We start from the raw sequence: 19,043 nt of genomic DNA on the forward strand, positions 1-19,043 counted from the left end.
CTATACGTAGTTTTCACCCCATAAAGATCGAATACTTGTTCAATCGTTGACCGTTTCACCGTTCAACTTGGGGTGAAAACGTTGCTCAATGACACATACTGCCCTCTATACGTAGTTTTCACCCCATGATGATCGAATATGTGACCTTAAATAGCCATTTAACAGATCTATTTGGGGTGGAAATGTTGCTTGCTGATAAATAATGCCCTCTATGCCTAGTTTTCACCCCAATCTGAACGGTAGTCTGTTCATTTTTTCTGCGATTTAAGTTGTTAGTCAGATCTTTATGGGGTGAAAAGTTGATTTCACCCCATAAAGATCGTTATCCTTAGATCATTATGGGGTGAAAACTAAAAATTCAGATCTTTATAGGGATCAATCAAACAAAATACTGGATTTCTATAGCCGGATCGCGAATTATTAAGTTCATTGAACAAAATCCAATAACAACAACTTAGTAAACTTGCGCTATGACTGCTAAAAACTTAACTGAAAACACAAATGCTGATAGTCACATAAAGAGCTACACAAAGCCTATTGCGATTTCTACTGCACGAAGTGATATAGACCTGTCTGTCAGGAAGCTTAAAGCGTTAGGCGCTATACATTGGGCTACACGCAACGCTTTCCTTACTAGAAACCCTCAGTTCTTAAATATCAAGAAAGAGGATATTAGCCTTGAGATGATCAATAAGTCTGATAAGACCATTGCCATTGAAGAAAACCTTCTTCTACAAGCAATGGGCTACTCTAAGGGTGATGGCTTTTATAGTTTTACTCAAGTTTTAAAAGTTATTGAAGAGATCAGTGATCAGAAAATTTACTTTGATAGTTTCGGCATTGCTGAGCGGCTTGAGGAAACTGATGATTGGAACGGATTTACCCGGTTTATATCATCTGTTAATAGAGAAGACGGGTTTTTCTTTATTGAAATGCCAGCCTACATTATTTATCGACTAATATCACCACACCCTGATGCATCTTTCGAAGCCCCTTTGAGTCTTTCTTCTTTAACAAGCAAGTATAGCTTTAGGCTTCTAGATTTTTGCAGCTTCCATTATCAAAAGTCTGATAAAGTAACAAACTGGATTTCATTGGACATGTTTCGTGAACTGTTTAATCTACAAACTGATTATTACAGTCAATTCAGCAGAATTCGTGAGAAATGCATTTACCCGGCCATTAAAAATATTAATGAATCATCTCAAATAGGCTTCTCTGTAGAGTTAGAAACTAGTCCTGATAGTCACGACTTAGATGGCAATATCATTAAAGGAACTCAAAAAACAGGCCGGAAAAAGATTCAGGACATCCGCTTCATTATTAGAGAAAAAACCGGAATATCACCTATACCAAACCTTCAGTTTGAAAATGAGCTTTCTATTCAGAAATCTGAATTGCGAGCACTAGGAATTGCAAGCAATCAAATTGATTCTGTTCTCGATGAGTGTCGAGACAATGATAACAATATAATGCTCGAATATATTGTATGGTGTAACCGCCGAGGTAACGATCTTAGGAATTTAACAAGTTATTTAAAATCGCCATTAAATGAATTTGGTGGTATCTACCGTAAACAGGTTATACGTGGAAACCGTGAAAACTGGATTCAGACAAACAATATGCTCAATGAGCATCTCGAAAATAACTATCGCTTAACACCTGATGACAGTAATTTTAAAACAGAGAAAATGCTTCTCAATGAGCGTGTTAAGAAGGTAATTATTGAGAACCATTTAAGGGGGATTTCTGAGTTTGCCTTAAAGAGTATCAAAGATAGCTTCCTTGAGTGGATTAAGATTGAAAAGCCAAGCTATGTTGAACAGTGCTTAAATGAATGTGAGGAACAATCACTCTTAGATTTGTCAGGTGAAGTTTTCTACATGTTTACAGTATTTCTCAGGGAAGAGTATAATTTATTTACCCCTGCGGCTTATAGCTCAGCGCTAGCTACAGCATAAAGCATTTATATGGCCAAACATTTTGTTTGGCCATTTTCCAATTATTTACAATCAACCATTCGACTCTTGTTCCAAGTATACAAACGTTTGAATTTGGTTCTAGTTCATTCCAATAACGCCTATAACTAGATTGAATTCTGTCTTATAGGTTGCGCTTAAAACACCTTCACGACCTTAAATTTAATCCATTTATAAAGAGTATACAGTAAAAAGGATTATAATTAAGTATATTTGTAGCACATATATATTGCGCTTAAAGTGGGGCTATGTTAAACTAACTCACATACAACAAGATTAAGGTAAAAATACTTTAAAGTTAGGATTAGGCAACATTGAGTAAATTATCTTTTTTTGTTGCTTATTGCGTCATTTATTAGTATAATCACTTTATAAACAATAACATAAATAAGAGCTGACTATGAATAATCTACTACCTTCAGAACAATATGCTTTAGATTTCGTTTTAAGAATTGGCAGGGAACGTGCGACTAGATTGCTTGAACTGGTTACTGGCCGAATTAGTAGACGTATTCGTGTTGGCAACGAAAAATCATTTGGTCAGTTCTTAGATGAATCATGCATCAGAAAAGCTCCATGGGAGGTTGAACTGACTTATCAGCTTAAGATGGGGCTTCAGCTATCTAACACTGACACTCCTGCTGCTGCTCATGAGCGTATCTTAAAGCGCATCGCTGAACGTAAGGAAAGGGCTGCTTTACGCCGTCAATCAAAAACCTCTGCTATTAGTCAATAATAAGGACATTTTCATGCAAGCAAATATTCTCGCATCAATCTTATTGGGTATCTGTGTTATGTTTACGTTTATTAAACGAACGTTTGTAACATCATCACTAATACTAGGCTTAATTTTTAGCTTTAAATTTTACTTTTCAGGTGATCATATTGCAGCTGCATACTTCGTTTTAAAGTGTTTGTTTGGCTTCCTTCTGCTATCAATTTTCATCTGCGCATTCTTTAGAACTGACAAGTTGCGAGCTATTTTAAGAAAATTGAACTAAACTTCTTACACCAAATGCACGAACAATAATAACTTAGGTAAAAGCATGCCATTAGAGACCGTTCAAAAAAAATGTTGTAATAACTGCTTGTTCACAAAAAACAAAATTGTGTCTGATGCAGCTAAAGATGAGATTTTGGAAGACTGCGTTACAAACAATAAAAAATTTCTATGCCATAAAGGGACTATTAGAGGTGTTGATATTGTTTGTCGAGGTTACTATGAAAAGTACAATGATCCAGCTGTCAATAAACTACTTGAGAGTGTTGGTGAAATTGAGTTTGTAGAAATTGATTAATCTCAATATCTTTTTATTGCATTAAATACTGGGTTCAGGTATAATCAATTTGTAAACAAATCATACATTAAGGTCATTTATGTCACATTTATTCAGTCAAGTAAATTACTCTCCTGTTGAACTCAGTTTCACAGTTTCTACATCATTATTCCAAGGGAATGAAACCAAGCAACTGAATGCTGAGTTAGGTGATGGTTCATATCTTGATGTGTCGGTTACACGGTCATTAGGCGAGAATGATTCGGGAGATGTATCTGTTTTCTTCACTACTTTCACATTGTTTTTTACAAATTGTCCTGTAGACCTTGTAATTAATGATGGCGCAATTAAATCACTGGTCAAAATCGCTTTCCCAGAAGATAGTGAATTAGTAGCTGTTCCTGTCAGTGATATTCACATTCATAGATGCTCTAAGCAAAGCGTTGTTACAATGACATTAATCAGAGCGGCATAAACTGCTACTCTGGTTTTATTCGAGATGCATAGTAGCTTTAAATTCAATATCTTTTTTTGTTGCAATTAGAATTTGAAATTGCTATTATAAGTACCGTAAACAATCAATAATGAAATTACATAAGGTCGGACTATGTTAGATACAAATACACTAAACAAAATCAACTCAATTCTTTCGTTAGGCAATCATGAAGCTCCTACTGTAGAAGCGCTCACTGATGTTAAAGCCATTCTTGATGCTCAGCTAGCTACACTAACACTAACTCAATTAGAAGAGTTAATGAATAGCGTTAGTAAGCTTAAAATTCAATTCTCGGAAAGCCCTTTTGAAGACTTTAGCGAAACTCAATTTGCAGGCCTTCTCGTTTTAACCGAGTTTACCAAGTACAAAGAAGATGAATATCAGGCATTTGTTGGCTTTTTGGCAGAAGCCATTCCACTTTGTGATGTGTTATGTGATCAGCCTTGGCACTGGTTTGCTGAACAAATCATGTACACAAATAGTGACGAAAAATACTGGATTGTCGAAACTAATGTGATTAGCGGAGAATTCATTGACTTTGGCGTGCTATCACTTGCTTACGGTGACCTAGACGATACTGACCTTATTCAGTACGAAGCTGCTCACTCTCTATCACGCTGCGGTTCATTTATGGAATCATTTGGCGATATAGATAAGCCTTTATTCGAAACAGAGTCTACCCTATTTTGCCCATTAAGAATTACTGAAGTGTCAAAGTCAAAGTTTGAAGCCGTTCAAAGCGCGTGTAAAAAGCCATCAGGCGATTATACTGAACGCTCTAAGGTAACAATATCTCGCTTCAGCAAGAACGACCCAGCATTACTTGAGTATATTGACAGTGAAGTCCTCAAAGCAGTTGAGTTCGTTAAAGAAAGCGCTTAATAACCTAATCTTACCTATAGGCCTTACTCTATATTTTAGTTTAAGGCCTTTTTTACAAAGCAGGAAACTTTTATGAGCACCACACTTCGCTTCGTCAAACCTGAGCATGCTTCCATTCTGAGAGAGTATCTTGCCGATGGAGCTGTAGCGCTATTCTTTGATGAAGAAATCGAGCAAGCTAAATCTCTAGGCTATAATGATGAAGACCAATTAGAAGATTATGACTTTGGTGGTGATCCGGATAGTCTCATTGAAAAAGTAAGTAGTCCTCATCATCACATATTTGAGTGCATGCCCTCTATTAATGAGTAGTTGAACATTTGTATTCATTGGGTAAAATCATAATCTGAAGATTGCCCAGTGAACGTCAATAAAACAACAGGATAAATTTTTACTTATGCTAATTATTACCAGTGATTCTAGTGCTAAAGTTGTTGAAATTGCGAGTTTCTGTAAGCAGATGCTTCAAGAGCATGCACTATTTCAAGTGCATGCTTAATCCAAGCAACTAGTTACCAAAGCTTGGCATATACTCAGAAGGAAATTCGCTTGGGATAAAGTATGAATACTGAGTAACATTTGATACATCCCAACCACTCAAGTCTTGGTTAAAGCCAAGCGTTGTTTCAAAGTGATCGAACATCGCTCGCATATCCGTTACACTTGAAACATTCCAACTACTCAAGTCTTGATTAAAAGACGGCGTTTCCGCAAAGGCTCTAGTCATCGTAGTTACTCTTGAGACATCCCAGCCACTTATGTCTTGATTAAATACATGATTGTTATCAAAAATGTTCGCCATATCAGTTACTTTTGATGTATTCCAAGTCGAAATATCACCATTGAAATTTGATACATTAAACGCCCCTTTTAGGCTTGTTACATTTGAAGTATCCCATCTAGACAAATCTTGATTAAATGATTTTGTCCCTTGAAACATGTTCCTCATATCTGTTACTGATGATACATCCCAATTGCTTATATCTTGATTAAAAGTTTCATTGTTCTGAAATAGAGCATACATACTCGTAATAGTTGAAGTACACACATTTGATACGTCATCACCATTTGTTATCATGGATTGTAGTTGCTCTCTATTCACTACCGGCTGTTCAGCTGTGCATGAAGGGTGACTGAGACTTTCTTTACCGTCTTCTGAGTCTATTCGCTGGTGGTACGGTGAAAAAAATCTTAATACGTTGGCTTTAGAAATATTGGGACTTTCAATGGCCGCACTAATAGGCAAGCTTGTGGTTGATAAAATAACTGACAATAAAATTAAACTGCGCATATAAAACTCTTTTTAATTTGTTTTTTTGAACTACGGATTTCTCTATACTAATCACCAAAATAATTAAGGTACACCATTTTATTAAAACTGTGAAAATCTTATCCTAAAACGAACACTGTTTGACTCTTATATCTTTTTATGGTTTAATTAGAGAGTGAACTAAAGATAATCATACATATATAAGGTCGGAGTTATAAATATGGAATTAACATTCAAAAACCAACTAAAATCTTTACTAGTGTCAACAAAACAAGCGATTGCTAACGTAGGCTCTCTTGAAGATCGCGACACTAAAATCTGTGAGATTGCACTTCCCTTTATTAAGCAACTTACACCTACACAAGACAGTCAATTAGTTTCCGTTGCTGATAAATTATTCTCTTTACCTGACTGTGAGTTCGCAGGCATCAATCTCGAAGAATACCCTTCTCTCGCTTCCTTGCTTGTTTTAATGTTCGATAGTGAAGAACTTAAAGATGCTACCCTTCCATTCCCTACAGGAGAGCGACAGCTTGATATTACACCTTGGGAACAACATGAGGGCAATTCTACAAATTGGTTTGCTAATGAGGTGCGCAGTGAACGTATTTCTGACCCCATTCGTTTTTATCTACTTAAAGTCAATGTAGAAGAAACTACAGATATGACTTCGTATGCTATCTTCCGCACATCATCAACAGACACTGAAATAGCTCACCTAGCGCTTTACAGCTATGCTCAAGCATTCATGGATGGCGAATACGACGCTGATAACGATTGTTTCATTTCCTCAGATGTTAAGGCTATTCCTTTTGATATAGTTGAAATCACAGAACATGATGCTGAATTATTCTTAAAGCTAACTTTTGCTCGACAGTACGATAGTATTGATTCTATCAATGCAAATATGTATGAAGTAGGCTTAGCAATGTAGGACGCACCTAATTATATCCACACCAGCTTGTTGATATGAACAATATTAACAAGCTGTTTTTATTATCTTTTTGTTGATTTTTATCTTTTTTGTGCTACAATGTAAAGTATAAACAATAAGGTAAATATGATTATGCTCTCAGATGTTAAAGTAGAAATTGGCCAATTAAATATTCATGCTGATAAGCTATACAACTTTTTAGTTTCTGAAGATCCTCGCATGGGTTACCAACGTGTAGGTAATATCTTTAATTATTTGCGTACAAATAACTCTCTTACTCATGGCACTATTGCCGAGGGAGTCGTTGTTTACCAAAACAATGAAATTGTCGCATATGCCTTTATTGAAAATTTTGAAAACCGTGACGATAAAGTGATTAATCATAATGATGTTCATTTTCATGATCTTGGAGTCATTCACTTTAGAACTAAAATGAGCCTGCGAGGTAAGGGCTATGCTTCATTCGTGGCTAAGCACTTTTATAGCGACATCATTAAACCTTTATTTGAAAGAAATCGTCCAAATTCCTTTATTATAGCTACTGGCGACGCTGTTCCTATCATTTTAAAGGCTGGCTTAAGCCCTAATAAAATAGCAACAGAGTTTTATTCTGCAAATACCTTTGAAAGTAAAGTTCTATCTAAATGGGCAGCTTAATTAGTTGCTCACTATTTGTTGCAAATAAAGATAAATTAGTGTAATATAACCACATAAGATTTATTATTAAATAAGGTTTAATCACCATGACGGTTACTGTAAGAAACTTCGCTGCAAGAACTCCATGCAATTCTGAATCAGAATTATTAGGAGCACTTTCCTTGTTAAAGGGTAAGTCAGTTTCTATTGAGTACAAGAAGCCTTCTGGCCTACGTCATGTCGATTTTGTTTCGGTTACATGCAGTGGCGATATATATGATTCGTATACCAACGAACCATATGATATTGCCCCCTTATTTCAGTAGTAATGGCAGATGGCATTACAGAAGGCCAACTGCCATTATTTCTAGTTACTCTTCGAAGTAACACTCAATCAATGCTTTTACTTGCCATTCTTCCAATGACTTGAAGCACATACGAATCATGTTGATTTCGTCACTAAAATCATAGTAATTAGCCCCGCTAGCATATCTACTTAAGCTGCTTAACCGGTATAGATAAGAACCACTTTTTGTATCGTGAGTTACTTTTGAGGTATCGCGACCTCTTAGAATGGCGTAAAATAAAAACAACATATAGCTTGTTTTGTTATTTACCTTTCTACACTCATAATCACACCATTGTGGCTTATTTTCAGGATCTTTAATATACGCTTTAAACTCGCCTACTGCGACTAACCACTGTTCTTTAGATAAAACGTTTGCATTACTATTTGACATTGTTACACCTTTTTTTTCAATTGAACTGATATTAGTTGTTTCCATTGATTCATTGTTCATGACAATCACCTTTGTTTAGTAATGAGACAATGGCCTTACCACGCCTCTCGATTTGTTTATATTTCATTTTAAAAGAAACTGATTCAGTACCACCGAACATTGATGCATTAGCATGTATTTCTGATAGTCCCGTTAGTAATAGAGTTGCTGCTTCAGGCATAGATACGAAGTCATCTAAACCATTCGCTTTTAATAAGTGAATATCCATATCATGGCGCATCAATTTGGCAACTTTTTCATTAAGGCCAAGTCGAAGCCAAATATCAGCACTGACAGCTGCATGATCAGGAAAATGAACCTTCCCCTCTGCATCTGTAACGCGACAAAATGGTTTACCGCAGTCATGGAACCAATGATACTCTGTTATAATGTCCAAGGGCATCAGGCGCGACCATAACGCACTATCAAATACCCACTTTGGCAATCGCCACTCATGCTTTAATGATTTGCCACTGATTACGTGTTCATATAGATCAAGAAAGTAGTCTGATACTTGCTCCCCATGTTCCAGAACAGTTAGACCTTTTGTTTGTTCGCAAGAGTGCATACACTCTTTTAAGTGCGTCAGATCACGCACAGAAATGTTTTTAATCAATTCCATACTAACCTCAGACACAATTAAACTTTTTCGTGATATGACGTACTTCAGCTTGTTTACATGGCCCAATACCAAGGGCTGTAATTACAGGCTCGCCCGTAAAGTGAGGTAAAAGTACGTGATCACGGTCAACAACAATCTTGGCAGGTATTCCGGCCTGAACTGCTGCGTTGTATGCGTTAATTAGTTGGTTTTGATTTCTAGCCTTTAAAGTAACTTTACTACCGCCCTTATCAGGGTTTCGATAATTATCAGTTCTTTCAGGAGATATTTGTCGAGCTAGATCTAAAACATCACCATATGCATGACCTGCTTGCGCAGATAACTTGCCCGGTGGCATCTCTAAATCTCTTCTGACAATAGCGAAACAATAAAGATGTTCTTCTTTATTGAATTGATTGGAGCTTGTGTACTCCGATAGGATATCACTAGCAGTAGCTGGTGGTTGTGATTTGAAATTTTCTAGCGTTAAGCTATTTTCCTTATTTAAAAGGTGCGGTCTACCCCGTCCGCAAGAGTCATGAATATGCTATTTTCATGGTAATTTTACCCTTTATTTAAAGTTAAAAGAATGGTTCGCGATACTTGCAATATCCAACCACCTACAAAAGCCTGCCTGTAAGAAGCTTTAGCAGCTTGCCACTTCACCCTACATGATATGGCGTCCGGTACTGGACTTGAACCAGTGACATACGGATTAACAGTCCGCCGTTCTACCAACTGAACTAACCAGACAAAATTGGCGCTTTCAGCGAGACTCGAACTCACAACATACTCCGGGTTGACGGCCCGAAAGCTCTACCATTGGAGCTATGAAAGCAAAATCTTTTCTTGTAATCAATATTACTTTCTTAAATAAATTTGTCAACAATAAAACCAAAAAATCTTAAATTTATTTATAGATAAAATAATATCTAATTAACCTAAAGAGCTTCAACCAACCTTTTGGAACCTTCAGCTTCTAGATTAGATGAATTAAAGTCTTTATCAAGGTAGCTTAGCGACATACTAACATTAAACTTACCTGAAGTAAGTTCAGTAACATCTCGCACAAGCAGCAAATTCTTTCTGTCAGAATAAGACAAGCCTCCAAGTATATAGTTAAGACTATTACCATATTTCTTCGACAGAGATTTCTTTAAATCATCTTTAAAGCTATGTGCTGCTTCAGATGAAAGAAAAGATACTGACACATATACCCGCTCAATATTGCCTGCATAGTCAGCTTTAACACGCAATATAGCTTCGGGCAAAGAAGAGTTTAATTCTAACTCGTATTCATCTTCAGTTTTCTTTAGCGTCGAGTAACTTTCAACTTGAGTGCCAAGCTTAACCCCATAGATTGTATCTACTGGTTCGTTTGTAAAACCAAAGTTTTGGCTCATTACCGTAACATATAGTATGAAAGCTATCGGTATAAAGCCTAAAAAATACTGACGTTTAACCTTCAAGCTAACAATCCATAAAGCAAATACAATTAATAAAAAATACACGAAAACGGAAATCAGATGTATATCTGTTACAGTAAATAAACTCATATAAATAAACCTTACGTTAGATGTTTTATGATTCTACTAAGTTTACTTATTTGCCTCAAGTCCTTGCTGTAAAAATATTTTTCCTCTTACCGTTAGTCTAGCGATAGGTTTATCTTCAACCAAACCTAAACTAACTAAGGTTGTAAACATACTATGACCGACCCAATAGCCGTTATGTTTATTTCTAATGCCCTTTAAAAGCTCTTTTCGTTGTTCGACAACACTGTTGTCAATAATATCGCCAAACCCCTTAGGCATGAAATATTCGATTTCTTCATCGCGTACAGCTTGAAAAGTTACATTGTACGTAACTTCTTTTGGTGGTTCATACTTTTCCATATCAATTTCTAGTGCAACTTCTAGCACATGAGGGTTTTCGCTTTCTAGATAATCAAAATGGTATCCGCATTTAATACAGTCGAGCGTTTCATACCTCTCAAAATTTTCCGTTTCTTCAACGACGTTATACTTTAATTTTGCACCGCATTTGCACTTATCATTCATGCATAAAGCCCTATATTGATTTATTACTTAATAGTTTTAATGCTTGTTCTTTAGATACCGCATCGCTAAGTATCCAATCAATTTCTTTTGCGCTGACTATGGCATTCTCAGGTGCTTGTTGATCACCAAAAACTATCAAAACACCTTCTGTCATGTTCGTCGTTAAATAAAAATCAGGCCCCATTTTTTTCTCTAGAGCTTGATTAATCACTTTCATAAGTTCATGTGCTTCGTTCAGCTTTTTCTCTATTTTTTTAAATGTAGTTGATGCTTTCATCTAATATAACTCTCAGTTCTATTCTTGTGGGTAGCGCTTGTTAAAATTGGCCTGTAACTTCGTACAGTCTTTACCCTGAAAATACGCTGTTAATCGCTTTAAAACGTCTTGCTGTTCATCACAAGTCCCATGACATAGTACAGAGAAAGCATCATAAAGTAATTGAGTCTTTGCGGTTGCCTTTAGAGATTTTAATTGTGGCTGGTTCAGTTCTATAACTGCGTAACGCTTGAGTTCATCGTAAATCTTACCTTTATCTAGATCCGAATAACCCTCAACTGTTAAGTTTATTCCATCGTCCAGCATTACTGTGAATTCATCTGGGTAAAACAACTCTAATTGGGCTTTGCTACCGTCATAATGGTATACAGTGAGAAAGTCACCATCTTTTATTTCTACGTAGTTAATTTTAGAACTCATTATTTATTCACTCAGTTATCTCTTCAAAGTCAGTAACTTGTCCGACATTTCTTAATCGCCATGTATGCTTGCAACTTTCGTTGTGACAATTAGCAAGAACTTTCCCTGTCATCTCGCATGGATTTATTTGTGTATCATTATCCCAAACGCCATTCTCTACATAACGTTCATTTGACATTAAAGTGAAATCCATAAGTGTAAACGTCTTTGAGCCGCATTTAGGGCATTTTACATCAGCTACTTTTCTTGTCATGCTATTTCCTTGATGGAATATGAGTAATTGTACCTTGCTTATCAAATTCAGTGTTTTTTATATCAAACCCTTGCTCATATAAGAATACAAGAAGCTCTGAAGCTAGACATTCTGCTTTATTGACACCCTTAGTACCACTTTCCTTTAACGCAACATTAGGCTGTCCCTTTTGTCCATTGTGTGGCTCAAGATTAAACAATCTTCCCCAATCATTTTGAGAGCATTGTGTTATCTGCCTTGCTGTCTTGTAAAGTCGTTTCTTTTTCTCTTTGTCTAGCACCATCTGTGACCTTTTAGAATGCCCCTATACTTTATTGTCTAGGGGCAGATTTATCTACGGCTTAAATACTTTTGATCTACCGTCAGTGTAGTTATCACTGCTACCCGGTTCGCATTCTTCTATTGTAACGTCTGTTTCGGGCGTTACAACTAAGCCATCACATGCTTTATGAATGTGAATGACATTATCACCGCCATCGAGATCAATGTGTATAGCCGGTGTACCACAACTGATTTCTATCATCATACCAATTGATGGCTCATTTTGTTCGTCTTTGATATCAATACTGATTTGATTACCGACGGTTACTTGAGCATGATATCGTTTTTGATAATGCTCTGGGTAATTTGTTTGTTCTTCTTTAGAAATATAGGAATTTTCCATAACTTCCCAACCTATCATTTCTTTTTCTGCCTCTATGTTGGCATCCTCAGATACTTCCAATAGTTTTTTTGCTTGCAGATAATCGCTGTATGGGTGATCAACAGGGCATACTTCCAATAATTCAATGAGTTCATCATTTGATAGTTCGAAGGCATTGCCTTTAGCCACAAGCTTTTTAAAGCGATCCTGCACATTGTCGGGTAATGAGTCACTACATGCCCAGCTGAAGGTTTCAAATACATCTAATATGTCATCTACCATATACTCAACATCTATAAACTTACTTTTTATTAGAGATGAGAAGTAAGTTTCTAGTTGAGCCACATTTTTAGATTGTTTCATAATTATCCTTAAGTCACAGAGAGAACCTTAATTTTCATTAATCTTACATATCCAATAGATATATGTCAATGCTGCGAGCAAAATTATCTTTTTTTGTTGTAAATGTGGTTTTGCCTTGCTATTCTTACCCTAGAAATTTAAAAGAGACTTTTTGTATGAAAAAACTAACTGCATTTCTTTATAATGAAAATATTGATACTTACACTATAACTCCTGTTAGTTTTGAACTAACTGAAGAGTTAGATGTGAAGCTTCGTGCGTGTTTGCTTGATAAGCATGGTAGTTATGCAGATCTTCTACGTTTGGAGGACATTATCAGTGAATATCCAAATGATGTCTTAAACATCTGTCTTAATATTCCATTTGAAAGCATAAATGTTTTTTCTATAATTATCTCAAACACAGAGTTTGGTAATGCCGAGCATTCTATTGATAAGCGCACTTTTTGTGAGGCCCTGTCTACAAAAAAGAGAATCTCCACGCTTGCGAGTTTTGAAGCGTTCACAGAAGAGCAATTCCCTAGTTGCCGATCAAGAGCCATTCTTGCTGCCAATTCGTTATCATTCCGTATTGTTGATGATCAGCTTTATATTGACAGCGTTAATACTGAACTGGGGGTATCGATAAAACTTTTGTCGGCCATTTCTAAAAACTGGGATGCCTATATACGATCAGCTGATTTTTCGAGTACACAAGTAAACGACTTTAGAAACAAATTTATCACGAAATTATTTTCTTAACATAACTAAGGTGAAATATGAAAAGACTTACAATACTATCGGCCCTAGCCTGTATTTTCCTGACAGCTGGACTTTCTGGTTGTAGAAATGATGCGAGTATTGCATCGAGCAATTTATCTCAGGCTGCTGACAATTTTGAGATTGCTCGCCGTGTGGTGTTCTATAATGGAATTACAGGAGACTTTATTCTTTCAGTTCAAGGACTATGCTCTGTTGAAGACATGAAACATAAAGTAACGTTCACATGTAAAAATGATCAAGGTAAATTTGTTAAGCATCAACTTGGCCTCTCAGACAATGTTACTTATTTCTCTGAGCAATTATCTGCTCATGATGTTAGTGTTTACAATTACAGAGTAACTTTTAAGCCGGAAGCTATTATTCCAGACTTTAATCTGCGCAGTAGCTTTGTTGATGATGTAAGCAATCAATGACCTGCATATCAGTCGCAATTTGAAACTTTATTTTTGTCAGTCCACAAAATTTACTAATATTCCTGTGGACTGACTGCTTTTAATACATTACAACACTTTTAGTAACGTTCGTGTTTTACTTAGAGCTTCCTCTTTTCTAATTTTGTATTTGTTTAAGTCGTGTTCGGCTAATGTGTTATTTTGCTTATAGTTTTTAGCTAATATTTCAATATCATACATATTATTCTTAGCTGTTGAACCGAACAAAAATTCTGACGATTCATAACTAATTAGACTCTCCCCATCATCATAATCAGATGTCATTAGAATTGACTTTGTTTTGTAGCTTGTTAGAAATTTGGCCTCCATCCCCGCCTCGAATTTTTTAATAAGTTCTAAATCTTGCTTTAAGAATGATACTTTTATGTTCACTTTTCTTACAATATTTTCTTTATCTGCAAAAACGTCTACATTAATTTCTGGATAACCTAAATCAGAAGTCAAATTATAATATCGAGAAGAACCATCCGAGTTTTTAAAATGCCCAAACTCACTTAAAATTGGAGTCTCATTGACATGTTTACCTAATTGAACTCCATACAACGACTTTATTGGTTCACTTGGATAGCTATATTTTACAAGCAGAGTTGTGACTAGAGTTATTGACAATATTCCCGCAAGAGAGACTACAATTCTATTTGATATCTTTAGACCATCCCAATCTTTTAGTAAGGTTGCTAGAGTAAAAAGAACCCCGAAAATAACCACGAAGGCAATTAATAAATAAATAATCGCAGATAATCCTAACATACTTTCACCTTATATTTTGTATTGTTACTGCATTTTCAGGGTTTTAGCCCTAAAAACGTATCGCTAGAAAAATACCAGTTCATTATGACAAAGCAACAAAAAAGCCAAATATATTTGCTTTGAGTACATCAAAGTGACAAGTGAAAATTTCATTAATCTACACCCCTTTCTCTTGTGTTTAATATCTTTTTTGTGTACAATTGATTTATCAACTTAAGGGAGTTTAGTTATGAGTTTGTTAGAAAATAAGGCGTTACCAACTACAGTTTGTGCTCTTGATGAGAAGACTGTTATCGAAGCACCTATCTATGAAAAAGATGGCCACATTTATTGTAATGGCGAGCATGAGAATAGCTCATACTTTTGTGATTACTGGGGTGAGTGTCGCGGCAACATCTCATACGTCTCAGAGCAAATAGAAGAGTGGGCTAAAGAGCATTTTGGTGATAGCGCTTATTGGGAATGGGAAAACCCCGGTTTACTGGTACTTGTTATTGATTAATAGCCTATGCCCTGATGTAAGTCAGGGCATTAACTTCGCGCAAGTTATAGGTAGCATTTTTTCCAATAGACTTTATTTGCAATCAAAAGTCTATTTATTTTGAACTCAAAACCTATTGTAGAAATTATCTTTATTTGCTATAATTAAATCATACAAACAAAGTAAGGTAATATATTGTGAGTCAGAACATTAAACTTATCGCAGTCTTCCAAACTAGTAGTGTTGCACCGGCAATCAATGATACCGTTCATCGCTGTTATTTGCCTCTACTTATTGAAGTTAGCCCAAGCAAATTTGAAGCTGAGCGAGCTAAAATGACTGAAGAATATGGCTTTGACTACTCTTCACTGAGTTTTGACGAGTTCTGTGCGGACTATCCGAACAACGTTATTGCAATATGTGAAAACCTCAGAGTACAAGATGTGGATATTAATCAAAAGCACAATGAGCTTTTTGGCGAACACAATACTACTATAAGCTATAGCACTGAACTTAAGCAATTGATCCCTTATGATGAAAACATTCATGTTGGTGTCTTGCATAAATTAACACAAGAACAAGTTTCAGACTTTTATAGCTCAAAAAAAGTTCATCCATGTTGTGCTAAATTTATGGAGTTTTTGGCCCAAGAGTATAGCGATTCGTCTATTACAAAATACCTTGCTGATGGCACCATTACCTTTAAGATTAACTCCAATTCTGGAATATCAATTACTCATATTGATTTTTCAAAATTCCCAGAGGGTATAAATCCCAATATGACAGCTGTCTTAAGCAATCATTGGGACACTTACTTAGTTAATAACATAAAGTCAGTTAACTCTAATTTATACCGCGACCCCGCAGTGTTAAATGAATTCTTGATGCATATTCAAGATATCGAGAGTACTAATGAGTCATGATCAGACAGCCCCTGTAGGGAGCTTGCTCATCAATACACACGGTAAAGTCTATTTTGTTTTTAGTCACTTTGGAGGTTTCACGTTTTGTTTTACACGAGCAAGCACTGGTAGGCTATATGCCTGTAGGCTTCCAAAAAAAGCTAAGGTAAGCTCTACACACCAAAATTTACCGATGGAATTAGTTGCTTCATTGCTGCACCAAGGCTTTATTAATACTAGCGATAGTGATAATGGATTTTGCACAAAGGGTATAAATAACCCGACATTTTTCTCTGAAAACAATATCACACTTCCCGGTATCAAAAATGAGCTTCAACCGGGAACAGTTTTCTTTGATCGGTTCCGTAGCTTACATTTTATCTATTCTGCGGATAATAAACATTTCAGAACACTTGTTTTAGTTAAGGGCCTTTCGCCTTACCACACACCAACACAAATGTTTGAGTTTGATAATTTGCGCAGTAATCTTAAGGCAATGTATGCGCGTAAAGGTATACAATTAATTCTCAACAGAGAGAACCCTTTAGGTGTCGTTCAACTATTGTCTGAGTCATGCTCAGCGTTAAATGGAAACATATCTAATCGCGCAATCAACGCTGTTCATAAACACATTGTAGCTGACTTAAGAACTAAAAAGGACTTTGGTGGCATCGTTATGCCAAAGTACAAACAAAAGATTTGGCGGTGTTTTGATGGCAAGGTAATTCAAACTCCCCCAGCCCATTAATACACCGCATTTTACTTCAGTTATTCATAATCGAGATAAAAAATTAACCCTGTTTCTGGATCCTCTTCTACCCCGTAATAATCAAACCAATATGGATTTTCTTCCCAAAAATCATCATCAACATCCGAAACCAACACCCTATCTGAAACAAAGATTTGCTTGGAGCTACAGTATTCATAAACATATCTGTAGTGAACATCACCTCGCGGTACAAGGTCATCACTTATAAAGTCTATTGCTTCCTTACTTCTATCAAAGTTCTTCTTCCAATTCTGAATATACTCACGCTCTTTGTATTTCCCTTCCAGACAATGGGTTGAATGACTAAAAATCATTGGACAATCAAACTCTTCATGTATCCATCGACATAGGTATTCTGACGCCTCCACTGACAGTGATCCAAAGGCTCTATTTACAAGATCAAATAGGCACCAATCCTTACTATCGTTTTTGTAATACTCTGGGTTTAGCCAAGAATTATCACTCAGAATAATGCGCATTTCATGCTCATAATAGAAAACTTGGGCCATTAAAGAGATTAATCTTTTCGCTGCTTGTGAAGCACTATTTCCTGTAGTCATTGCGCTCATATACCTTGCATAATTCTTTAAACAGTTCTTATATTAAATCAAGTCATAATCTTAAAGAACATTACTAAAATAATTTTTAACTCGAAGTATTACAAATTTCATTGTAATTATTTATCTTTTTATGCAACAATAAGAATCAAACAACGCAAGGTAATTTATATGTCTGAACCAATAAAAATCGGTGAATTTGAACAATCTATCACGTTCGACCCAAACACTTCTCCTTGGCTAATTGAACAGTTTTCAGTTCTCAATGGTAAAGACTTATGTCAGGCAGTACGTGAAATTGAACATCTACTTCTTGTTTTAAAAACCAAAATCCAGACTAATAAACTTACTGCTTTTGGCAATGAGTCTGAATGGCTTAGCAATCAAATCGCTGGGATCACGGATAACAATATCATGCAGGTTTATGAAGATACATCTTCACTTCTAATCGCAGCAAAGGCTCGCGCTGAGCTACAATCACGCGATGAAGTTTATATCGAACACAAAGAAGCTCACTATACGCCTTCCTTTGTGTATTTAACAGACATTGCTACTTATGCGGAAGAAAACAATCTTGATTACACCGCTGTTATGAAAAAACTTCTTTCTGTAGCTAAAGATAACGGACTAGACTACGATAGCTCATTTAAAGAAATGGTGCTGTATAATCGCCCCCTACAAGCTATGGCCATTGGGTTTGATGATATCGATGGTCTATGTCTATGTGCATCATCCGGCATTAATACGACTTATTTTAAACTCATAAGCGTTCAAAGCTGGCTTAACTGGGATAAAAACATTGTAGAATACAAAAAATAGCACTCTAAAAACTTGAAAACAAACATTTCTACGCCAATACTAAATTTAACTACTTTGACCTACAAACTTTTAAAAGGATCGCAATGAGAGACTTTACAGAACTAGAATGCAACCGCTGCCATACTCAAACCGGTGTATTCTATCATAACGATGGGGCTCCTTTTTATCAGATATTTTTTTGTGAAAAATGCAAAGATACTGTAATAGAGGAAGAACTTGAAGAGAACACTGGAAACGACAAATAGATTTTTTCTTACCTTAATGGCCGCTTTAATTGGGCATTCCTCATGCCCAACAGCTTATTTTAGCTATACAACTGAATCATGCTATAACCCCCACTTTTCAGCTAAATTGAACACATGTTCGCCGCATTCTCGCTTGCTTTAGCTGCGAGTCAAGGCGAACGGTCTTGACTTTTGGTTAGAATGAATTACAGTCTACTGTATGTTTATACAGCAATCAGAGATTGAGTTGTTAACAGGCATTAAGCTTCGTGCAAATCCAACATCACACCAAAAGCAGGTATTAAGTCAGTGGATGGGCTGTGCGCGTAGCATTTGGAATGCCAAAGTCGATGAAGAAAGGTATCACCGTACTTTTGCACGTAAATATTACCCAATCGGTACTTATGCCCCTATTGATCAAAAAGCATCGCACTTCAAATCAAAAGAACTATCGCCTT

At 36.1% G+C, this 19,043-nt stretch carries 28 protein-coding genes and 2 tRNA genes; 15 read left to right on the top strand and 15 right to left on the bottom strand.

Going from position 1 to position 19,043, the window contains the following annotated elements; translation table 11 throughout:
* Positions 1–470 precede the first annotated feature (470 nt).
* The 6 genes from L1267_RS22200 to L1267_RS22225 all read left to right on the top strand — a co-directional run bounded on the left by L1267_RS22200 (position 471) and on the right by L1267_RS22225 (position 4,946).
* Entirely contained in the window at positions 471–1,961 is a 1,491-nt protein-coding gene (locus L1267_RS22200; protein WP_235384182.1) for a replication initiation protein, read from the top strand.
* Between the two features lie 418 nt (positions 1,962–2,379).
* Complete coding sequence (locus tag L1267_RS22205; RefSeq protein WP_235384183.1) at positions 2,380–2,715, top strand: hypothetical protein; 336 nt, start codon at positions 2,380–2,382, stop codon at positions 2,713–2,715.
* A 310-nt stretch (positions 2,716–3,025) separates the two neighbouring features.
* Positions 3,026–3,277: a hypothetical protein gene (locus L1267_RS22210; protein WP_235384184.1), complete on the top strand. Its 252-nt coding sequence runs from the start codon at positions 3,026–3,028 to the stop codon at positions 3,275–3,277.
* A gap of 79 nt (positions 3,278–3,356) precedes the next feature.
* Positions 3,357–3,731 carry a hypothetical protein gene (locus L1267_RS22215; RefSeq protein WP_235384186.1) on the top strand — a complete coding sequence of 125 codons (375 nt, stop codon included), beginning with the start codon at positions 3,357–3,359 and terminating at the stop codon, positions 3,729–3,731.
* Positions 3,732–3,863: 132 nt separating this feature from the next.
* Positions 3,864–4,634 (top strand): hypothetical protein, encoded by a 771-nt coding sequence (locus L1267_RS22220; protein WP_235384187.1) that lies wholly within the window; start codon positions 3,864–3,866, stop codon positions 4,632–4,634.
* A 72-nt stretch (positions 4,635–4,706) separates the two neighbouring features.
* Entirely contained in the window at positions 4,707–4,946 is a 240-nt protein-coding gene (locus tag L1267_RS22225) for a hypothetical protein (RefSeq protein WP_235384189.1), read from the top strand.
* A 196-nt stretch (positions 4,947–5,142) separates the two neighbouring features.
* Here the strand turns inward: L1267_RS22225 and L1267_RS22230 are convergent, their stop codons facing one another.
* Entirely contained in the window at positions 5,143–5,925 is a 783-nt protein-coding gene (locus L1267_RS22230) for a BspA family leucine-rich repeat surface protein (protein ID WP_235384190.1), read from the bottom strand.
* 199 nt (positions 5,926–6,124) lie between these two features.
* Here L1267_RS22230 and L1267_RS22235 point away from each other — a divergent pair, with 199 nt between their 5' ends.
* Positions 6,125–6,838: a hypothetical protein gene (locus L1267_RS22235; RefSeq protein ID WP_235384192.1), complete on the top strand. Its 714-nt coding sequence runs from the start codon at positions 6,125–6,127 to the stop codon at positions 6,836–6,838.
* A gap of 126 nt (positions 6,839–6,964) precedes the next feature.
* Positions 6,965–7,495 carry a GNAT family N-acetyltransferase gene (locus L1267_RS22240; protein ID WP_235384193.1) on the top strand — a complete coding sequence of 177 codons (531 nt, stop codon included), beginning with the start codon at positions 6,965–6,967 and terminating at the stop codon, positions 7,493–7,495.
* Positions 7,496–7,845: 350 nt separating this feature from the next.
* Here L1267_RS22240 and L1267_RS22245 read toward each other — a convergent pair whose 3' ends face one another.
* From L1267_RS22245 to L1267_RS22300, 12 genes are all read right to left on the bottom strand, one after another.
* The gene (locus L1267_RS22245) at positions 7,846–8,274 is read right to left on the bottom strand and encodes a hypothetical protein (RefSeq protein WP_235384194.1); all 429 of its coding nucleotides are present in this window, start codon (positions 8,272–8,274) and stop codon (positions 7,846–7,848) included.
* Positions 8,264–8,875: a hypothetical protein gene (locus tag L1267_RS22250; protein ID WP_235384195.1), complete on the bottom strand. Its 612-nt coding sequence runs from the start codon at positions 8,873–8,875 to the stop codon at positions 8,264–8,266. The genes L1267_RS22245 and L1267_RS22250 overlap by 11 nt, the downstream gene beginning before the upstream one ends.
* A gap of 7 nt (positions 8,876–8,882) precedes the next feature.
* A complete protein-coding gene (locus tag L1267_RS22255) occupies positions 8,883–9,398 on the bottom strand; it encodes an aminoacyl-tRNA hydrolase (protein ID WP_328248612.1) in 516 nt (171 codons plus the stop codon).
* Positions 9,399–9,531: 133 nt separating this feature from the next.
* A tRNA-Asn gene (locus tag L1267_RS22260) sits at positions 9,532–9,607 on the bottom strand.
* 5 nt (positions 9,608–9,612) lie between these two features.
* A tRNA-Asp gene (locus L1267_RS22265) sits at positions 9,613–9,692 on the bottom strand.
* Positions 9,693–9,795: 103 nt separating this feature from the next.
* The gene (locus L1267_RS22270; RefSeq protein WP_235384197.1) at positions 9,796–10,410 is read right to left on the bottom strand and encodes a hypothetical protein; all 615 of its coding nucleotides are present in this window, start codon (positions 10,408–10,410) and stop codon (positions 9,796–9,798) included.
* Between the two features lie 42 nt (positions 10,411–10,452).
* Entirely contained in the window at positions 10,453–10,914 is a 462-nt protein-coding gene (locus L1267_RS22275; protein WP_235384199.1) for a hypothetical protein, read from the bottom strand.
* A gap of 10 nt (positions 10,915–10,924) precedes the next feature.
* Complete coding sequence (locus tag L1267_RS22280; protein WP_235384200.1) at positions 10,925–11,191, bottom strand: hypothetical protein; 267 nt, start codon at positions 11,189–11,191, stop codon at positions 10,925–10,927.
* Between the two features lie 18 nt (positions 11,192–11,209).
* A complete protein-coding gene (locus tag L1267_RS22285; RefSeq protein WP_235384202.1) occupies positions 11,210–11,611 on the bottom strand; it encodes a hypothetical protein in 402 nt (133 codons plus the stop codon).
* A gap of 7 nt (positions 11,612–11,618) precedes the next feature.
* Positions 11,619–11,864: a hypothetical protein gene (locus L1267_RS22290; protein ID WP_235384204.1), complete on the bottom strand. Its 246-nt coding sequence runs from the start codon at positions 11,862–11,864 to the stop codon at positions 11,619–11,621.
* 1 nt (position 11,865) lies between these two features.
* A complete protein-coding gene (locus L1267_RS22295; RefSeq protein WP_235384206.1) occupies positions 11,866–12,147 on the bottom strand; it encodes a hypothetical protein in 282 nt (93 codons plus the stop codon).
* 51 nt (positions 12,148–12,198) lie between these two features.
* Positions 12,199–12,852, bottom strand: a complete 654-nt coding sequence (locus tag L1267_RS22300; protein ID WP_235384207.1) for a hypothetical protein — start codon at positions 12,850–12,852, stop codon at positions 12,199–12,201.
* A 173-nt stretch (positions 12,853–13,025) separates the two neighbouring features.
* Here L1267_RS22300 and L1267_RS22305 point away from each other — a divergent pair, with 173 nt between their 5' ends.
* On the top strand, positions 13,026–13,610 hold the full coding sequence (locus L1267_RS22305) for a hypothetical protein (protein ID WP_235384210.1): 585 nt from the start codon (positions 13,026–13,028) through the stop codon (positions 13,608–13,610).
* A gap of 17 nt (positions 13,611–13,627) precedes the next feature.
* A complete protein-coding gene (locus tag L1267_RS22310) occupies positions 13,628–14,044 on the top strand; it encodes a beta-sandwich lipoprotein (protein WP_235384211.1) in 417 nt (138 codons plus the stop codon).
* An 87-nt stretch (positions 14,045–14,131) separates the two neighbouring features.
* On the opposite strand, the gene L1267_RS22315 is transcribed toward L1267_RS22310, so the two are convergent.
* On the bottom strand, positions 14,132–14,833 hold the full coding sequence (locus tag L1267_RS22315) for a hypothetical protein (protein ID WP_235384212.1): 702 nt from the start codon (positions 14,831–14,833) through the stop codon (positions 14,132–14,134).
* 229 nt (positions 14,834–15,062) lie between these two features.
* On the opposite strand from L1267_RS22315, the gene L1267_RS22320 reads away from it, so the two are divergent.
* The 3 genes from L1267_RS22320 (at position 15,063) to L1267_RS22330 (ending at position 16,964) form a co-directional block, all read left to right on the top strand.
* Positions 15,063–15,335 carry a hypothetical protein gene (locus L1267_RS22320; RefSeq protein WP_235384214.1) on the top strand — a complete coding sequence of 91 codons (273 nt, stop codon included), beginning with the start codon at positions 15,063–15,065 and terminating at the stop codon, positions 15,333–15,335.
* A 176-nt stretch (positions 15,336–15,511) separates the two neighbouring features.
* Positions 15,512–16,237: a hypothetical protein gene (locus L1267_RS22325; RefSeq protein WP_235384215.1), complete on the top strand. Its 726-nt coding sequence runs from the start codon at positions 15,512–15,514 to the stop codon at positions 16,235–16,237.
* Entirely contained in the window at positions 16,227–16,964 is a 738-nt protein-coding gene (locus L1267_RS22330) for a hypothetical protein (protein WP_235384217.1), read from the top strand. Before L1267_RS22325 ends, L1267_RS22330 begins: the two co-directional genes overlap by 11 nt.
* A 20-nt stretch (positions 16,965–16,984) precedes the next feature.
* On the opposite strand, the gene L1267_RS22335 is transcribed toward L1267_RS22330, so the two are convergent.
* On the bottom strand, positions 16,985–17,545 hold the full coding sequence (locus L1267_RS22335; protein ID WP_235384219.1) for a hypothetical protein: 561 nt from the start codon (positions 17,543–17,545) through the stop codon (positions 16,985–16,987).
* Positions 17,546–17,713: 168 nt separating this feature from the next.
* Here L1267_RS22335 and L1267_RS22340 point away from each other — a divergent pair, with 168 nt between their 5' ends.
* Together L1267_RS22340 and L1267_RS22345 are read left to right on the top strand one after the other, a co-directional pair.
* The gene (locus tag L1267_RS22340) at positions 17,714–18,361 is read left to right on the top strand and encodes a hypothetical protein (protein WP_235384220.1); all 648 of its coding nucleotides are present in this window, start codon (positions 17,714–17,716) and stop codon (positions 18,359–18,361) included.
* A gap of 444 nt (positions 18,362–18,805) precedes the next feature.
* Positions 18,806–19,043, top strand: a 238-nt coding sequence (locus L1267_RS22345) for a helix-turn-helix domain-containing protein (protein ID WP_235384221.1), incomplete at its 3' end; no start/stop codon positions are given.

The organism is Pseudoalteromonas sp. OFAV1 (genome assembly GCF_021532595.1).
GTDB lineage: Bacteria > Pseudomonadota > Gammaproteobacteria > Enterobacterales > Alteromonadaceae > Pseudoalteromonas > Pseudoalteromonas lipolytica_C.

What these genes read in the sequence shown, in the direction of transcription:
- L1267_RS22200 (WP_235384182.1), top strand. Translation starts at nt 471, where the DNA reads ATGACTGCTAAAAACTTAACTGAAAACACAAATGCTGATAGTCACATA.
- L1267_RS22205 (WP_235384183.1), top strand. Translation starts at nt 2,380, where the DNA reads ATGAATAATCTACTACCTTCAGAACAATATGCTTTAGATTTCGTTTTA.
- L1267_RS22210 (WP_235384184.1), top strand. Translation starts at nt 3,026, where the DNA reads ATGCCATTAGAGACCGTTCAAAAAAAATGTTGTAATAACTGCTTGTTC.
- L1267_RS22215 (WP_235384186.1), top strand. Translation starts at nt 3,357, where the DNA reads ATGTCACATTTATTCAGTCAAGTAAATTACTCTCCTGTTGAACTCAGT.
- L1267_RS22220 (WP_235384187.1), top strand. Translation starts at nt 3,864, where the DNA reads ATGTTAGATACAAATACACTAAACAAAATCAACTCAATTCTTTCGTTA.
- L1267_RS22225 (WP_235384189.1), top strand. Translation starts at nt 4,707, where the DNA reads ATGAGCACCACACTTCGCTTCGTCAAACCTGAGCATGCTTCCATTCTG.
- L1267_RS22230 (WP_235384190.1), bottom strand. Translation starts at nt 5,925, where the DNA reads ATGCGCAGTTTAATTTTATTGTCAGTTATTTTATCAACCACAAGCTTG.
- L1267_RS22235 (WP_235384192.1), top strand. Translation starts at nt 6,125, where the DNA reads ATGGAATTAACATTCAAAAACCAACTAAAATCTTTACTAGTGTCAACA.
- L1267_RS22240 (WP_235384193.1), top strand. Translation starts at nt 6,965, where the DNA reads ATGATTATGCTCTCAGATGTTAAAGTAGAAATTGGCCAATTAAATATT.
- L1267_RS22245 (WP_235384194.1), bottom strand. Translation starts at nt 8,274, where the DNA reads ATGAACAATGAATCAATGGAAACAACTAATATCAGTTCAATTGAAAAA.
- L1267_RS22250 (WP_235384195.1), bottom strand. Translation starts at nt 8,875, where the DNA reads ATGGAATTGATTAAAAACATTTCTGTGCGTGATCTGACGCACTTAAAA.
- L1267_RS22270 (WP_235384197.1), bottom strand. Translation starts at nt 10,410, where the DNA reads ATGAGTTTATTTACTGTAACAGATATACATCTGATTTCCGTTTTCGTG.
- L1267_RS22275 (WP_235384199.1), bottom strand. Translation starts at nt 10,914, where the DNA reads ATGAATGATAAGTGCAAATGCGGTGCAAAATTAAAGTATAACGTCGTT.
- L1267_RS22280 (WP_235384200.1), bottom strand. Translation starts at nt 11,191, where the DNA reads ATGAAAGCATCAACTACATTTAAAAAAATAGAGAAAAAGCTGAACGAA.
- L1267_RS22285 (WP_235384202.1), bottom strand. Translation starts at nt 11,611, where the DNA reads ATGAGTTCTAAAATTAACTACGTAGAAATAAAAGATGGTGACTTTCTC.
- L1267_RS22290 (WP_235384204.1), bottom strand. Translation starts at nt 11,864, where the DNA reads ATGACAAGAAAAGTAGCTGATGTAAAATGCCCTAAATGCGGCTCAAAG.
- L1267_RS22295 (WP_235384206.1), bottom strand. Translation starts at nt 12,147, where the DNA reads ATGGTGCTAGACAAAGAGAAAAAGAAACGACTTTACAAGACAGCAAGG.
- L1267_RS22305 (WP_235384210.1), top strand. Translation starts at nt 13,026, where the DNA reads ATGAAAAAACTAACTGCATTTCTTTATAATGAAAATATTGATACTTAC.
- L1267_RS22310 (WP_235384211.1), top strand. Translation starts at nt 13,628, where the DNA reads ATGAAAAGACTTACAATACTATCGGCCCTAGCCTGTATTTTCCTGACA.
- L1267_RS22315 (WP_235384212.1), bottom strand. Translation starts at nt 14,833, where the DNA reads ATGTTAGGATTATCTGCGATTATTTATTTATTAATTGCCTTCGTGGTT.
- L1267_RS22320 (WP_235384214.1), top strand. Translation starts at nt 15,063, where the DNA reads ATGAGTTTGTTAGAAAATAAGGCGTTACCAACTACAGTTTGTGCTCTT.
- L1267_RS22330 (WP_235384217.1), top strand. Translation starts at nt 16,227, where the DNA reads ATGAGTCATGATCAGACAGCCCCTGTAGGGAGCTTGCTCATCAATACA.
- L1267_RS22335 (WP_235384219.1), bottom strand. Translation starts at nt 17,545, where the DNA reads ATGACTACAGGAAATAGTGCTTCACAAGCAGCGAAAAGATTAATCTCT.
- L1267_RS22340 (WP_235384220.1), top strand. Translation starts at nt 17,714, where the DNA reads ATGTCTGAACCAATAAAAATCGGTGAATTTGAACAATCTATCACGTTC.